This window comes from Pseudooctadecabacter sp., from assembly GCF_020627745.1.
In the GTDB taxonomy this organism is placed as follows: Bacteria; Pseudomonadota; Alphaproteobacteria; order Rhodobacterales; family Rhodobacteraceae; genus Octadecabacter.
In genome coordinates this window covers 1-14,941 of the sequence record NZ_JAHDGE010000017.1, presented here as the reverse complement: position 1 = coordinate 14,941, position 14,941 = coordinate 1, and the positions used below count along the sequence as shown (strand labels likewise).

Sequence of the window (14,941 nt, the reverse complement as noted above, 5' to 3'; positions counted from 1 at the left end):
GCCGTCTGATGGTCGTTGCCTTCAGTTGGCTTCTGCCAGCTTCTCATCCAGCACTGCGGCAAAATCCGCATAATTCATGTTGGAATACTTTTCACCGTTGATGATGAAGGTCGGTGTGCTTGTCACATTGTCCAGCTCAGCATTGGACCGATACCACGCCATCAATTCCTGTGCGGTATCGCCATCCGACATACAGGCGTCCAATTCCGCATCAGTGATGCCAGCGATCTTGCCGATCTGGCGCAAGGATGCCGCGATGGCCGCGCCATCTTCCTGACGGGCCCAGTTTTGCTGGGTTTCATAAAGAACGTTGGTGATCCCGAAGAACCGGTCTTCCCCACCACAACGCGCCACCATAGAGGCCCACAATCCCGGCTGGTCAAAATAGACCTCACGGTAGGTGAAACCGATCTGGTCGGTGTCGATATAGTTCTCTTTCAGCTGCTGGTACTGATTGGCGTGAAAGGACGCACAGTGGGGGCAGGTGTAGGATGCATATTCGATCACCTGAACCGGCGCATCGGGGTTGCCTTGCAGCATATCAACCACATCGAACTGCGGGCGGTCCGCGCCGTCGGCGGCCTGCGCCTCAGCGGATGAGGGCTGGTTCATGAAATAGGCGCCACCGGCAATGGCCACCACGGCCACGACAGCAACAGACGCGAGTAGGGATTTATTCATCGGAACCTCTTTCAGGTATCAGAAGGACGTTTGGATATGACATTGGCCCCCAGCGCCTCAAGCGCAAGACGCAATGCCTCGTTTTCGACGGGTGCGGCAACATGCTGCGCAGCGGCCCGTGCCTCAGGTGCAGGGCCGGTCTTGGCCTTGGGTGCGTGGTCAAAGGCCATCTGCCCCTCGGCAAAGCCGGTGCGCGCCGTCTGGGTGATGCGGATGCGCGCGATGGCGTTGTAGCCGTAACAGGCGTTTACCTTTTCGCGGATTTGCTCTTTCTGCATCTCAAGCATGGGGGCCTGCGCGCCTGAGGTCAGAACCGTCAGCGTCGCGCCAAACCCGCCCTTGGCGTAGCTTACATCAACGGGATGGGCCACTTTGGCCGTGGCCTCGCCCACGATCTCGACCCAATGGGTCAGAACACGGGTCTGCGCAAAGCCGCGGGTTTCCGTCGCACCCCGTATGCTTTTCTGCATCAGGGTTGCCGCACGGGAGAATCCGCGCTTGCCGGTATGGGAACGGGGCTGTTTCATCACTGCGCGGTACTCTAAACCCATCTGTGGACGATGCCAGCACAACCGAGGGTGAAAGGACAATAACTTGGGGAAAACCACGGTCACTTCCGCGTTATTGGACTGGTACGATGTCCACGCCCGCGACATGCCGTGGCGCGTGATGCCAGCAGACCGCAAAGCAGGCGTGCGTCCTGACCCCTACGCCGTCTGGCTGTCCGAGGTCATGTTACAACAAACAACCGTCGCCGCTGTGCGCGATTATCACCGGAAGTTCACCGCCATCTGGCCTACGGTTGCTGATCTGGCCGCCGCCGAGGATGCCGATGTCATGGCGGCCTGGGCGGGCCTTGGATATTACGCACGCGCGCGAAACCTGTTGAAATGCGCGCGGGTGGTGCTGGCGGATCACGGCGGGGTCTTTCCACAGACATATGACGAACTGATTACTCTGCCGGGTATCGGCCCCTATACGGCGGCGGCTATCTCTGCCATCGCGTTTGATCAGCCGTCCACGGTTCTGGACGGCAATGTGGAACGGGTGATGGCGCGGCTTTATGATGACCACACGCCCCTGCCCGCCGCAAAGCCCGTGTTCATGACCTACGCCGAAAGGCACACGTCACAGAACCGGCCTGGCGATTACGCACAGGCCGTTATGGATTTGGGCGCCACCATCTGCACCCCCAAGAACCCCGCCTGCGGGATTTGCCCCGTCCGTCCGGCGTGCGACGCGCAATCAGCGGGAACGCAGACAACCTTGCCCAAAAAAACCCCGAAAAAGCCTAAACCCACGCGCCATGGCACAGCCTATATCGCGCGTCGTGCCGATGGCGCATGGCTGCTGGAAACCCGCCCCGACAAAGGGCTTTTGGGGGGGATGTTGGGCTGGCCTACGACCGAATGGGGCGATGATCCGGCACCCGCGGCACCCTGTGACGCGCCGTGGGACACATTGAACGAACCGGCACGGCATACCTTTACCCATTTTCACCTGATCTTAACCGTTCAGACCGCATGGCTGCCCCAAGATGCCGCTCCGGCCCGCGGCAATTTTGTCGCCGCTGCGGATTTTGCGCCCTCAGCACTGCCCACGGTGATGCAAAAGGCCTACACCCTCGCCGCTGCGACGCTACGGCAGGTTTGAGTTCGCGATCCCGCTGCCTATGATGCGGCAGCCCTGAGGAACAAAACCATGACGTCTTTTCCAATCGTGTCCCAATCCAATATGGCCCGCATCACCCGCGCGGCCCCGTTTTGGCTGTCTGCCGCGCTGATCCCGCTGGCATGGCTTGGCGCGGTCTTTGGCGGCTGGACGGTGCTGCTGTTGCCGGTGGCCACATGGTATCTGTTTTCCGCCATCGATGCGCTCGCCGGCACCTATGAGGAAAACGCCGATCTGGATACACCGGACGCCGACCTGTTCTGGTATCGCGCCATCACGATTATCTGGGCGCCGCTTCAATTCGCGACCCTCTTTGGCATCCTGTGGTACGTCAGCACCACGGGCCACCTGTCGGGGCTTGAACTGACGGGGCTGTTCTTTGGCATCGGCGTGATTTCCGGCACCATCGGCATCACCTACGCCCATGAACTGTGCCACCAGAAACCGAAAGTGGAACGCTGGATGGGGGACATCCTGCTGGCCATGGTGCTCTATTCCCATTTTCGCAGCGAACACCTGCTTGTGCATCACCGCTACGTCGCCACCCCGCGTGACCCTGTGACGGCGCGCTATAACGAAGGGTTCCACCGCTATTTCCCCCGTGTTCTCGTCCAGCAACCGGTGTCCGCCTTCAAGGCCGAGGCCGCGATGCTGACGCGGAAGAAACTGCCGTGGCACCACAGGTCAAACCCCATCTGGCGCTATGCGGCGTTGCAGGTGGCAATGTTGACGCTGGCGGTGCTGATCGGTGGTTGGCTGGGTCTGGCGCTGTTCGTCTGGCAAGCGTTCATCGCCATCTGGCAGTTGGAGCTGGTCAACTATGTCGAACATTACGGCCTGACGCGCAAACATCTGGGCGACGGCAAATACGAACACGTCAAACCGCAGCATTCGTGGAATGCGTCGCAACTGGCGTCCAACTGGCTGCTGATCAATCTACAGCGCCATTCCGACCACCATTATAAACCCGACCGGCGGTTCCCGCTGCTGCAAACCTATGACGATACGGAGGCCCCGCAGCTGCCCTACGGCTATCCGATCATGACCATGGCCGCGATGATCCCGCCTGTCTGGCGTCGCATCATGAACCCCCGCGTGCGCGCATGGCGCAAACAGTATTATCCTGAAATCACCGATTGGGCGCCCTATAAGACGGCAACCAACCCCCTGCCACGTTGATTACTTTGCGTTCCGGCGCTGGCCGCTGACCCAGGCCCAGCTGGACCGGCACATGTCGGCCAGCGTCCGCGTGGCTTCGAACCCCAGCTCCGCCTTGGCCCGGTCGGGCCGCGCCGTCAGCACAGCCACATCCCCGTCCCGCCGTGGTGCGATTGTATAGGCGATGTCATCGCCACAGGCCTCGCCATAGGCCCGCACCACATCCAGCACCGATGACCCTTCGCCCGTGCCAAGATTGACCGTGTGGCTCTCTCCGGTCTCAATCAACCGTTTGAGTGACAGCACATGGCCCTCTGCCAGATCCTCCACATGGATATAGTCGCGCACGCCGGTGCCGTCAGGGGTATCGTAATCATCACCGAACACGCTCAACTGGGCCAGATCGCCAGTGGCCACCTTGGCAATATACGGCACCAGATTGTTCGGGATATCCTCAGGGTCCTCACCGATAATCGCGGACCGGTGTGCGCCAACCGGATTGAAATACCTTAAAATGCCAACCGACCAGTCATCGGTCAGCTGTTCCAAAATCTGCTCACCCGCGATTTTGGTAAACGCGTAGGGGGAGGTATAGGTGCGCGGGTGGTCTTCGGGGATCGGTTGCACATCCGTATCCCCGTACACAGTGGCCGACGACGAAAAGACAATCCGCCGAACGCCCGCGTGATCCATCGCGGTCAGCAGGTTCAACAGGCCACCCACGTTGGTGTGCATATACTCCAACGGTTTCTCAACACTTTCACCGACGGCCTTTTTCGCTGCAAAATGCACCACGCCGTCGATGCGATGGGCCGCAAAAACAGCATCCAGGCTGGCGCGGTCCAGAACATCGCCTTCGATCACATGAACCGGTCCGCCTGCAATGTCCTGCAACCGTGCGGGCACATCCGGCTTGGCATTTGAATAGTTGTCGAAGATCACAACCTCGAACCCTGCTTCGATCAGGGCCAGATAGGTGTGCGACCCGATATAGCCCGCCCCGCCCGTAAGAAGAATTTTCGCCATGATATGCCCCGTCTTGCCCCGCCCCTTATGGCGATGTTTCGGAACAGAAAAAACCCCCTGTCAGGTCTTGGGAACCGACAGGGGGCAAAAGTGGTGCCACGGCTGGAGGGCCGCAGGCACAGGCGGTAATCGTAAATTCCTGAACGTGTCGGCCTAGTTGGCCCGCATTTCCGACCGAATCTGCTGACGCAGCAGATCAATCGGGACTTTCTTGCCCTCGCGGCGGAAGTGCCAATAGGTCCAGCCATTGCAGCTGGGCGCGTTTTCACACGCAGCCCCGACCTGATGGATCGACCCCTTGGCATCGGCCCCGATCAGGGTGCCGTCTGCGCGGACTTTGGCCTTGTGGCGGCCGTTGATGGACCACAACTCCTCACCCGGGCGCAACATGCCGCGTTCGACGACCTGACCGAACGGCACACGCGGTTCGGCGCGCTTGGATTGCGTGACCTGCAGGGCATCGCTGTCGAACTTGCGGATTTTCGCCAGACGCTTTTCCGCAACGGCGCGATACTCAGCCTCACGTTCGATCCCGATGTAGTCGCGACCGAGCATCTTGGCGACCGCCCCCGTGGTGCCTGTTCCAAAGAACGGATCAAGCACGACATCGCCGGGGTTCGTGGTGCCCAATAGCGCGCGGTGCAACAGGCTTTCAGGTTTTTGTGTCGGGTGGGCTTTGTCGCCGGCTTCGTTTTTCAAACGCTCGTGTCCTGTGCAAATCGGAAGCACCCAGTCGCTGCGCATCTGTGTGCCTTCGTTCAGCGCCTTTAGCGCCTCATAGTTAAAGGTGTATTTCGACTTCTCGGATTTTGACGCCCAGATCAGGGTCTCATGGGCGTTGGTCAGACGCTTGCCGCGGAAATTCGGCATCGGGTTCGATTTGCGCCAGACCACGTCGTTGAGGATCCAGAACCCTTGGTTCTGAAGCTCGGCCCCCATGCGAAAGACATTGTGATAGCTGCCGATGACCCAGATCGCGCCGTCAGGTTTCAGCAACCGGCGGGCGGCCTTCAGCCAAGCGGTCGTGAACTCATCATAGATGCGAAAACTGTCGAACTGGTCCCAATCATTGTCGACCGCATCGACCTTGGAATTGTCCGGACGGTGCAAATCGCCGCGCAGTTGCAGGTTATAGGGGGGGTCCGCAAAGATCAGGTCAACGCTGCCCTCGGGCAGGCTGTTCATGACGTCAATGCAGTCACCATCAATGATCGTATTAAGCGGCAGTGCAGGCGCACTTTCCGCGTTCATTTTCTTTGTCATCGTCTGCCTCTGTCCCACGGCGGTTGTCCGCTCGTTTGTTGGGACCAATGTGAGTCATTGCCGATTCGCAGTCAAAAACTTTATTGAATCAAGAGGTTACGATTTTTTCTTGTCACAACATATTGTGGACCGGTTTGAACGACCGTCTATGGTGTGGGGTAATCCCAAGATTTCGGATCGCAGACATGTGGCTTTTCGATCCATATCCCGCGTTCGTTTCCCAACCATAGCCGGGATACTGTTGCGCCAATTCAACCATGATCCGGTCGCGACATATTTTGGCCACAATTGAGGCCGCCGCGATGGACAAAGACCGCGCATCGCCCTTCACCACCGTCGTGGCCGGGCAGGTCAGGTTGCGCGGGATCATATTGCCGTCGATCAGTGCGTGATCCACTTGGCCCAACCCTGCGACGGCCCGTTCCATCGCAAGGTGCGATGCGCGCAGGATGTTGATGTCGTCGATCTCCTCCACCGTCGCATGGGCGATGGAAACCTCAGCAGCGGCAAAGATCAGGGGTTCCAGCACGGCGCGGCGTTTCGCTGTCAGTGCTTTGCTGTCGTTCAGACCATCGGGGATGTTGGACGGGTCCAAAATGACGGCAGCGGCTGTAACAGGCCCTGCAAGCGGGCCGCGCCCGACCTCATCCACGCCCGCGATCCGCAAGGCGCCGGTGGCGCGCAGGTCGGTTTCAAAGGAAAAATCAGGTGTGCTTTTCATGGGAACGGGTCAATCAGACCCGCTGCCTCAAAGCAACCACATCAGAGCCAGAAGGACCCCGCCAGACGACGCCCCTTGGTATAGGTATCTGCGGCGGGCGTTTTCGCGGCTTTTGTAGTCTTGGCAGGCTGTGGCTTTGTCTCACGGCGCAGCGCGGGCTTGGCGGATTGGAATTTAGCGGTCAAGCGGTCTTGGATCATCTTATCTCTCACTCTCGTTGTGATGCTAATATAGTCAGCAATCCTGACCCAGTTAGCCCCAAAGCCGCATCCCCGAATTGCACAATTTGCATGGAACAAATGAAAGAGGCAGGGGGCCATGTCCTCCCCCCTGCCTCAAATCGGGCGACCCGGTGTGCGGGCCGCCCGTATCCGCGCCGGCCTTAGTGCCGGTTGAAGCGGAACCCTTCGTTGCGCAGGCACCGCGCGCGCCACCCCGTACGATGCTGCCCGTTTTGCGTCCGAAACTGGACATGGCAACGGTCAGGCAGACGCGAGACAAAGTTGTAATTGTTGGTCATGCACCGTTGCGGGAAAAACCGGATCGGATCACCGTTGCGCCGGATGACACGGCGCAGGCAGCTGTCTGGCAGGGTGCGAAAGGCATCCCTGTCCACACGCGGCCGGTCCCGGCGGTCGTCGTTTCCGTCATCGCGGCTGTTCTCGATTGCGGCACCCAGCAACAGCAGGGTGATGATCCCGACGATCGCATCCCCTTCCGAGAACGAGGCCCGCGCCGGGGTGGGTGCCATACCGGCAATCCCGATTGAGACGGCAAGAACGCCTGCGGTCAGTGTTTTCGTGAACATTGGTCGATCCTTTCAGTTGTGCCGACTGTGGGTGTCGGCGGGACTGGATCAACGATGGCCGCCGCTGGGACTGCCTCTCAATAACGGCGGGCTGTTATGCGATACCGGCGGATAATTCCGGCGCAGATATTGAATAACAGACGGGCAAGGCCCATGGTTCAGGCATGACACGTATTCTTATTCTCACAGCCGCATTGGTGGCCCTGTCGGGAACAGCGCAGGCCGCCTGTTTCGCCGACTACAAAGCCAAGCGTGACGATCCCCTTCGGCTGCACTACGGTGTGGCGGAAATTGACGGCGATTGCACAGTTGATACCGCCACGCAGGAGCTGACTGAACGTCTCGCTCAGGCCGATTGGCAGTTGCTCAGCGTTGAGGGCGTCTTTGACGAGGCCGGACTGGAAGAGAGGGAAGAGAGTGCAGGAGAAAACTACCTCCGCTATTGAAGCGCGCCAGACAGGCAACCGGATTGTCGTTGGCGGGATCGCGGCCATCGTTGTCATCCTTGGCACGGCGGCGGTGTTGCTGTTTTTGAACCTTCCGGATGCCAATGCATTCAACGCGCGGGTGGAACAGCTGTTCGTGGAAAACGCATCGCTGACCGGTCAGGCGGAAATCAAACTGCTTGAGATTCTGGCCCAGTCCGGCACCGCCTTCAGCGCCACTTTGGACAGCTACCGTTTTGTGATCTTCGTGCTGCTGGTCTTTGCGACCGCCTTGCTGATCGCGGCGGTGGCGTTTCTTGTCATGCTGATTGCGATGAACCGGCGGATGGGCCAGATTGAACGTAAGGGGATTGAGGTCAATTCCCTGCTGATCAGCCGCGACCAGAACATGGTCTACCTCAACAATTTTGAATTCAAACTGACCGATGCAGCCATCGAAACCCTCTCCGTTCTGGCCGAAGCCCGTATGGACGATGAGGTTTTGTCGGGGGCCGAAATTGAAGGCGTGATTTCCGGCCGTCCGTCGTCTGACTGCGAGGAAGCCGCCGGTGCCACGCGGATCAAACGGCTGCGCGATACATTGGGCAACCAGATGATATCGGAACTGCTGGTGCGCAACATCGCGCGTCGCGGCTATATGCTGGCGATCGACAAAGACGTCATCCGCATGGTCTGATGGGGAATCCGTGCCCCCGGTTCCCCGTTAAATGGCTAGGTGGAGGACCCACATCACTATCATGAAGAGACGAGACTTTCTTCGCTCTGCCGGGGCGACAGCGATCATCCCAGTCCTGCCGTTGCCTGCTGTGGCCGTCCCAGTGGCCGCTGCCCCAGTTCAAGCCATCCAGCTGAACTGGGCGGCCTTGTTTGCACGCACCCACGCCAAAGCATCCCCCGCGTTGATCCAGTCATGGTTAGGCGTTGGTCCCGCGCAGGCGCAGGCTGTGATGAGCGGTTTGGTGGAACGCGGCATCGTAGGTGCCCCTGTCGCGGGAACGGCAGCCGCGGTGCAGCCCATCTATCAAAGCCGCGCCGTGCCTGGCACGCGGGTGGCCGTGGCCAAGGTCAAAGACATCGTCGAAGGGTTCGTGCGCGATGCGCTGGAGGATGACGCCGAAGTCCGCGAGGGCGACACCCATGAGGCATCGCCCGACGCTGACTAGTCGATGCTGCCCATGCAGATGTATTTCGATTCCATGAATTCATCCAAACCCTGATAGCCGCCTTCGCGCCCAAGGCCGGAGGATTTTACACCTCCAAACGGTGCCTCTGCGGTGGACACATGGCCGGTGTTTACGCCCACCATCCCGTAATCCAACGCCTCTGACACCCGCCACGCGCGCCCGATGTCACGGCTGTAGAAATACGACGCAAGCCCGAATTCCGTGGCATTCGCGGCATCCACGGCCTCTTGTTCTTCGGTGAACTTGAACAGGGGGGCGACGGGGCCAAAGGTTTCTTCGGTCGCGACCGCCATGTCTGAGGTCACACCGGTGAGGATCGTGGGTTGGAAGAACGTCCCGCCCTTCTCATGCGGTTTGCCGCCCAGTTTGATGTCCGCCCCTTTGGCGGTCGCATCTGCGATGTGTTTGGTGACCTTTTCAAGGGCTGCCTCGTTGATCAGGGGGCCGAAAACTGTCCCCTCTTCCGCACCGTTTCCGACCTTCAGGCCGGCAACCTTTTCGGCCAGCTTTTCGGCAAAGGCATCATAGACGCCGGCCTGCACATAAATACGGTTTGCACAAACGCAGGTCTGCCCGTTGTTGCGATATTTCGACAGGATCGCGCCCTCAACTGCGGCATCCAGATCGGCGTCGTCAAACACGATGAACGGTGCATTGCCGCCCAGTTCCAGCCCCAGCTTTTTGATTGTCTTGGCCGATTGTTCATACAGCATCGCGCCCACGCGCGTAGACCCGGTAAAGGTGATTTTGCGCACTGTCGGGCTGGATGTCATGACCCCCCCGATGGTCGCCGCATCGCCGGTGATGACCGAGAACAGACCGGACGGCAGGCCCGCCTCTTCGGCCAGAACAGCCATAGCGGTGGCGGAAAACGGCGTCAGTTCGGACGGTTTTAGAACCATCGCGCAGCCTGCCGCAAAGGCAGGCGCGGCCTTGCGGGTGATCATCGCGTTGGGGAAGTTCCACGGCGTGATCGCAGCGGTCACGCCCACGGGCTGTTTGATGGTGATGATCCGTTTGTCGGGCGTGTTCGTCGGGGTCACGTCGCCATAGGCGCGACGGGCCTCTTCCGAGAACCATTCGAGAAACGACGCGCCATAGCCGACTTCACCCCGTGCCTCGGCCAGGGGTTTGCCCTGTTCAGCGGTCAGAATCTGGGCGAGGTCCTCTTGGTTGGCCATCATCAGGTCGAACCAGCGGCGCAGCACATTGCTGCGCTCTTTCGCGGTTGTCTTGGCCCAGTCTTTTTGGGCGGCTGCGGCGGCGTCAATCGCCTCGCGGGTTTCGTCGGCACCAAGGTCGGGGATGTGACCGATCAGATCGCCCGTCGCGGGGTTCGTGACGGCGATGCCTTTGCCATTCGCCTCGATCCAGCGGTGCCCGACGCGGGCGGCCTCACGCAAAAGGGCAGGATTTTTCAACGACAGGGTCATGGCGCGGCCTTTGTTTGGGGATCATAAGTTGTGGCGCAGGTTCCACGGCGTGCCGCCCACGGTCAAGCCGGAAGTGACGTGGATCGCAGGCTTGACAGGAAATGAACAAACGTTCATTCATTAATAATGGCGAAGGAACACCAGACCAAACAGTTTATCCGCAACGCCGCGCGCAAACTCTTTGCCGAACGCGGCTATAACGCGGTCGCCATCCGCGATATTGCGGCGGCCATCGGCAAACAGCCGGGCGGTCTGTATAACCACTTCGGATCGAAACAGGCGATTTTGGTCGACCTGATGCAAGAGAACCTTGAACGGGCTGAGGCCGCAGCGATTGCGCCTTTGGCCGACCTGTCGGACCCTGCCGACCGGCTTGAGGCCTTTGTGCGCGGCCATATCGCCCACAACATCGCCAACCCCGACGACATTTTCATCGCCTATATGGAATTGCGCAGCCTTGAGGGCGCGGGATCAAAACAGATCATGGCACAACGTGACGCCTATGAGGCCACCTTGCGCGGCGTTCTGCGCGATGGGCAGGCCAACGGTGCCTTTGTCATCGCGGACCCCGCCATTCAGGCCCGCGCCATTCTGTCCATGCTGGGCGGCATCACCGTCTGGTATCGCCAGACCGGCCCGCAAAGCCCCGCAGATATCACCGAATGCTACGTCCAAGCCGCGCTGCAAAGCGTCGGCGTGACCTACACCGCCCCCTCAGAAAGGTAACACCATGTTTAACGCTTCCATGACGTTCGACCTTGGCGAAGACGTGAATGCCCTGCGCGACATGGTCCACCGCTGGGCCCAGGACCGCGTCAAACCGCTGGCCGCCGAGGCGGACGCAAAGAACCTCTTTCCGGCGGACCTTTGGGCCGAAATGGGGGAGCTTGGCCTGCTGGGCATCACCATTTCCGAAGATGACGGTGGCGCGGGCATGGGATACCTTGCCCATGTCATCGCGGTTGAGGAAATCGCGCGGGCGTCAGCCTCCGTGTCACTGTCCTACGGCGCGCATTCGAACCTCTGTGTGAACCAGATCGGATTGAATGGCACAGCAGACCAGAAGGCGCGGTATCTGCCGGACCTGATCTCGGGCGCGTCCGTCGGCGCGCTGGCCATGTCCGAGGCCGGGGCCGGGTCCGACGTCGTGGGCATGAAACTGCGGGCAGAAAAGAAGAACGACCGCTTCATCCTGAACGGAACCAAATACTGGATCACCAACGGGGGGGAGGCAAACACGCTGGTCGTCTATGCCAAAACGGACCCAGACGCAGGGTCCAAGGGCATCACCGCCTTCCTGATCGAAAAATCCATGCCGGGCTTCAGCCAGTCGGACCACTTCGACAAGCTCGGTATGCGGGGGTCCAACACGGTTGAACTGGTGTTTGAAGACGTTGAAGTGCCTTTCGACAATATCCTTGGCGAAGAAGGCCGTGGTGTGCAGGTTCTTATGTCCGGTCTGGATTACGAACGGGTTGTGTTGTCAGGCATCGGCACCGGCATCATGGCCGCCTGTCTGGACGAAATCATGCCCTACATGGTCGAACGCAAACAGTTCGGCCAGTCCATCGGGCAGTTCCAGCTGATGCAGGGCAAGATTGCCGATATGTACACCAAACTGAACAGCGCGCGCGCCTATGTGTATGAGGTCGCCAAAGCCTGTGATCGCGGCGATGTGACCCGTCAGGATGCCGCCGCCTGCGTGCTTTATGCGTCAGAGGAGGCGATGACCGTCGCCCATCAGGCGGTGCAGGCCATGGGCGGGGCGGGGTTCATGAACGACACCGCCGTCAGCCGTATTTTCCGCGACGCCAAACTGATGGAGATCGGGGCGGGTACCTCCGAAATCCGCCGCATGCTGGTGGGCCGCGAATTGATGGCGGCGATGGTCTGATGGCGGTTCTTCGATCCGATATTTCGCCGCGGTCCGAAGGTTTCAAAACCAACCAAGCCGCCCATGAGGCCGGTCTGGCAGAGGTCGCGGCCGCCGCCGATCTGGCCATGGCCGGTGGCGGTGACAAAGCGCGGCAAAGGCATCTGTCGCGGGGCAAACTTCTGCCGCGTGACCGGATCGCCAGTCTGCTTGATCCCGGCTCGCCGTTCCTTGAGGTCGGGTTGTTCGGGGCGCATGGGCTCTATGACGGGGCCTCCCCCTCTGCCGGTGTGATCGCCGGTGTGGGCCGTGTGCAGGGGCGCGACGTGATGATTCTGTGCAACGATGCCACCGTGAAAGGCGGCACCTACTTTCCCATGACGGTGAAAAAACACCTGCGCGCCCAAGAGATCGCGGAGGAAAATCACCTCCCCTGCATCTATCTGGTGGACAGCGGCGGGGCGAACCTGCCCAATCAGGATGAGGTGTTCCCCGACCGCGACCATTTCGGGCGCATCTTTTTCAATCAGGCAAGGATGTCGGCCAAGGGGATCGCGCAGATTGCGGTGGTCATGGGGTCGTGCACGGCGGGCGGTGCCTATGTGCCCGCCATGTCCGATGTGACGATCATTGTGAAGGACCAAGGTACGATCTTTCTCGCAGGCCCCCCACTGGTCAAAGCCGCCACGGGGGAGGTTGTGTCAGCCGAGGAACTGGGCGGCGGTGATGCCCACACGCGCCTGTCAGGCGTGGCCGATTATCTGGCCAATGACGACGCCCACGCGCTGGCCTTGGCGCGTGAGGCCGTGCGCAATCTGAACACGGCCCCCACCCATGTGCTGCACCTGCAAACCCCCGAAGAACCGTTGTACGATCCGGCAGAATTGCTGGGCGTGGTGCCTGCGGACCTCAAGACCCCGTACGACATCCGAGAGGTCATCGCGCGACTGGTCGACGGGTCACGGTTTGATGAATTCAAGGCGCGCTATGGTACAACATTGGTCTGCGGCTTCGCCCATGTGATGGGAATGCCCGTGGGCATCATCGCCAACAATGGCGTGTTGTTTTCCGAAAGCGCCGTCAAAGGCGCGCATTTCGTACAGCTGTGTTCGCAGCGCAAAATCCCGTTGGTCTTCTTGCAAAACATCACCGGATTCATGGTGGGCAAATCATACGAAAACGGCGGCATCGCCAAGGACGGTGCCAAACTGGTGACGGCGGTGGCGACCACATCGGTGCCAAAAATCACCATGTTGGTCGGCGGGTCCTTTGGCGCAGGAAACTACGGCATGTGTGGCCGCGCCTATGCGCCCCGCTTTTTGTGGACCTGGCCGAACAGCCGCATCAGCGTCATGGGCGGCGAACAGGCGGCAGGGGTTCTGGCGACGGTGAAACGCGCGGCTTTGGAACGGCAGGGCACGGACTGGTCGGCTGAAGAGGAGGCCGCGTTCAAACAGCCCACCATTGATATGTTCGCGGAACAAAGCCATCCGCTTTATGCCTCCGCCCGTCTTTGGGATGACGGGATCATCGACCCGCGCACGTCACGCGATGTGCTGGCGCTGTCTTTGCGCACGGCCCTGAACGCACCGATAGAGGACACGCAGTTTGGCGTGTTCCGGATGTGAGGGCGGGCGATGTTTGACAAAATACTGATCGCAAACCGTGGCGAAATCGCCTGCCGCGTCATCACGACCGCACGGCGGTTGGGCGTGCGCACCGTGGCTGTGTTTTCCGATGCCGATGCGGACGCGAAACATGTGCGGCTGGCCGATGAGGCTGTGCACATCGGCGCCTCCGATGTCACCGAAAGCTACCTCAAAGGGGACCGCATTATTGAGGCCGCTTTGAAGACCGGTGCGCAGGCGATCCACCCGGGCTATGGCTTTTTGTCTGAGAACCCGCAGTTCGTGCAGGCGGTGGTGGACGCGGGCCTCACGTTCATCGGCCCGTCGGCTGACGCGATCACGGCCATGGGCCTCAAGGACGCTGCGAAGGCGTTGATGGTCAAGGCGGGCGTGCCTGTCGTGCCGGGCTATCATGGCGCGGATCAGGACGCCGCGTTCTTGTCGGGCGAGGCCGACAAAATCGGCTATCCGGTGCTGATCAAAGCCCGCGCAGGCGGCGGCGGTAAGGGCATGCGTCTGGTCGAGGACCCTGCGGATTTCGCCGGCGCCTTGGCCGCAGCCCAACGGGAAGGGCAGGCCAGCTTTGGCGACCCCGCCTGCCTGATCGAGAAATACATCACCCACCCCCGCCACATCGAAATTCAGGTCTTTGGGGACAGCCATGGCAATGTCATCCACCTGTTCGAACGCGATTGTTCTCTCCAACGTCGCCATCAAAAGGTGATCGAAGAGGCCCCTGCCCCCGACATGCCCGACGCGGTTCGCACCGCAATGGGCAAAGCGGCGGTCGAGGCTGCGCGCGCGATCAATTACGTAGGCGCGGGCACGGTGGAATTCATCGTCGACGGGTCCGGCCCGCTGCGCGAGGATGGCTTTTGGTTCATGGAAATGAACACACGATTGCAGGTCGAACACCCCGTGTCCGAGGCCATCACGGGTCTGGATTTCGTGGAATTGCAGCTGCGTGTCGCGGCGGGGGAGGCCCTGCCTGTGCGGCAAGAGGACCTGACAATCAACGGCTGGTCGATGGAGGCCCGCGTTTACGCCGA

The 14,941-nt window shown here is 60.4% G+C and carries 16 protein-coding genes; 9 read left to right on the top strand and 7 right to left on the bottom strand.

The features are described from left to right. Positions 1-21: 21 nt before the first annotated feature. Both QZ653_RS08575 and QZ653_RS08570 read right to left on the bottom strand, forming a co-directional pair. Positions 22-681 (bottom strand): DsbA family protein, encoded by a 660-nt coding sequence (locus QZ653_RS08575; protein ID WP_296419516.1) that lies wholly within the window; start codon positions 679-681, stop codon positions 22-24. Between the two features lie 11 nt (positions 682-692). Next, positions 693-1,208 carry a DUF721 domain-containing protein gene (locus QZ653_RS08570; RefSeq protein WP_296419515.1) on the bottom strand — a complete coding sequence of 172 codons (516 nt, stop codon included), beginning with the start codon at positions 1,206-1,208 and terminating at the stop codon, positions 693-695. A 67-nt stretch (positions 1,209-1,275) separates the two neighbouring features. Between QZ653_RS08570 and mutY the strand changes: the two genes are divergently transcribed. After that, positions 1,276-2,334, top strand: coding sequence for an A/G-specific adenine glycosylase (mutY, locus tag QZ653_RS08565; protein ID WP_296419513.1), 1,059 nt, complete (start codon positions 1,276-1,278; stop codon positions 2,332-2,334). A gap of 48 nt (positions 2,335-2,382) precedes the next feature. Continuing rightward, complete coding sequence (locus QZ653_RS08560) at positions 2,383-3,531, top strand: alkane 1-monooxygenase (RefSeq protein WP_296419511.1); 1,149 nt, start codon at positions 2,383-2,385, stop codon at positions 3,529-3,531. Here the strand turns inward: QZ653_RS08560 and galE are convergent, their stop codons facing one another. The 4 genes from galE to QZ653_RS08540 all read right to left on the bottom strand — a co-directional run bounded on the left by galE (position 3,532) and on the right by QZ653_RS08540 (position 7,328). Beyond that, complete coding sequence (gene galE, locus QZ653_RS08555) at positions 3,532-4,536, bottom strand: UDP-glucose 4-epimerase GalE (protein ID WP_296419510.1); 1,005 nt, start codon at positions 4,534-4,536, stop codon at positions 3,532-3,534. It abuts the gene before it with no gap. 153 nt (positions 4,537-4,689) lie between these two features. After that, positions 4,690-5,799: a site-specific DNA-methyltransferase gene (locus QZ653_RS08550; RefSeq protein ID WP_296419509.1), complete on the bottom strand. Its 1,110-nt coding sequence runs from the start codon at positions 5,797-5,799 to the stop codon at positions 4,690-4,692. 112 nt (positions 5,800-5,911) lie between these two features. Further along, positions 5,912-6,520: a ribonuclease HII gene (locus tag QZ653_RS08545; RefSeq protein ID WP_296419507.1), complete on the bottom strand. Its 609-nt coding sequence runs from the start codon at positions 6,518-6,520 to the stop codon at positions 5,912-5,914. Positions 6,521-6,902: 382 nt separating this feature from the next. Next, complete coding sequence (locus tag QZ653_RS08540) at positions 6,903-7,328, bottom strand: hypothetical protein (RefSeq protein ID WP_296419505.1); 426 nt, start codon at positions 7,326-7,328, stop codon at positions 6,903-6,905. Positions 7,329-7,492: 164 nt separating this feature from the next. Between QZ653_RS08540 and QZ653_RS08535 the strand changes: the two genes are divergently transcribed. The 3 genes from QZ653_RS08535 to QZ653_RS08525 all read left to right on the top strand — a co-directional run bounded on the left by QZ653_RS08535 (position 7,493) and on the right by QZ653_RS08525 (position 8,937). Then, entirely contained in the window at positions 7,493-7,774 is a 282-nt protein-coding gene (locus QZ653_RS08535; protein ID WP_296419503.1) for a hypothetical protein, read from the top strand. Further along, entirely contained in the window at positions 7,746-8,450 is a 705-nt protein-coding gene (locus QZ653_RS08530; protein ID WP_296419501.1) for a winged helix-turn-helix domain-containing protein, read from the top strand. The genes QZ653_RS08535 and QZ653_RS08530 overlap by 29 nt, the downstream gene beginning before the upstream one ends. A 142-nt stretch (positions 8,451-8,592) precedes the next feature. Then, complete coding sequence (locus QZ653_RS08525) at positions 8,593-8,937, top strand: hypothetical protein (RefSeq protein WP_296419498.1); 345 nt, start codon at positions 8,593-8,595, stop codon at positions 8,935-8,937. Here the strand turns inward: QZ653_RS08525 and QZ653_RS08520 are convergent. Next, positions 8,934-10,391 carry an NAD-dependent succinate-semialdehyde dehydrogenase gene (locus QZ653_RS08520; RefSeq protein WP_296419496.1) on the bottom strand — a complete coding sequence of 486 codons (1,458 nt, stop codon included), beginning with the start codon at positions 10,389-10,391 and terminating at the stop codon, positions 8,934-8,936. The two genes, QZ653_RS08525 and QZ653_RS08520, sit on opposite strands and share 4 nt — an antisense overlap. Before the next feature lie 126 nt (positions 10,392-10,517). Between QZ653_RS08520 and QZ653_RS08515 the strand changes: the two genes are divergently transcribed. The 4 genes from QZ653_RS08515 to QZ653_RS08500 form a co-directional block, all read left to right on the top strand. Further along, positions 10,518-11,117, top strand: coding sequence for a TetR/AcrR family transcriptional regulator (locus QZ653_RS08515; protein WP_296419494.1), 600 nt, complete (start codon positions 10,518-10,520; stop codon positions 11,115-11,117). A 4-nt stretch (positions 11,118-11,121) separates the two neighbouring features. After that, positions 11,122-12,285 (top strand): acyl-CoA dehydrogenase family protein, encoded by a 1,164-nt coding sequence (locus QZ653_RS08510; RefSeq protein WP_296419488.1) that lies wholly within the window; start codon positions 11,122-11,124, stop codon positions 12,283-12,285. Next, positions 12,285-13,892 carry a carboxyl transferase domain-containing protein gene (locus QZ653_RS08505; protein ID WP_296419486.1) on the top strand — a complete coding sequence of 536 codons (1,608 nt, stop codon included), beginning with the start codon at positions 12,285-12,287 and terminating at the stop codon, positions 13,890-13,892. Before QZ653_RS08510 ends, QZ653_RS08505 begins: the two co-directional genes overlap by 1 nt. A 9-nt stretch (positions 13,893-13,901) precedes the next feature. Beyond that, positions 13,902-14,941: acetyl/propionyl/methylcrotonyl-CoA carboxylase subunit alpha (locus tag QZ653_RS08500; protein ID WP_296419485.1), on the top strand; the 1,040-nt coding region annotated here is incomplete at its 3' end.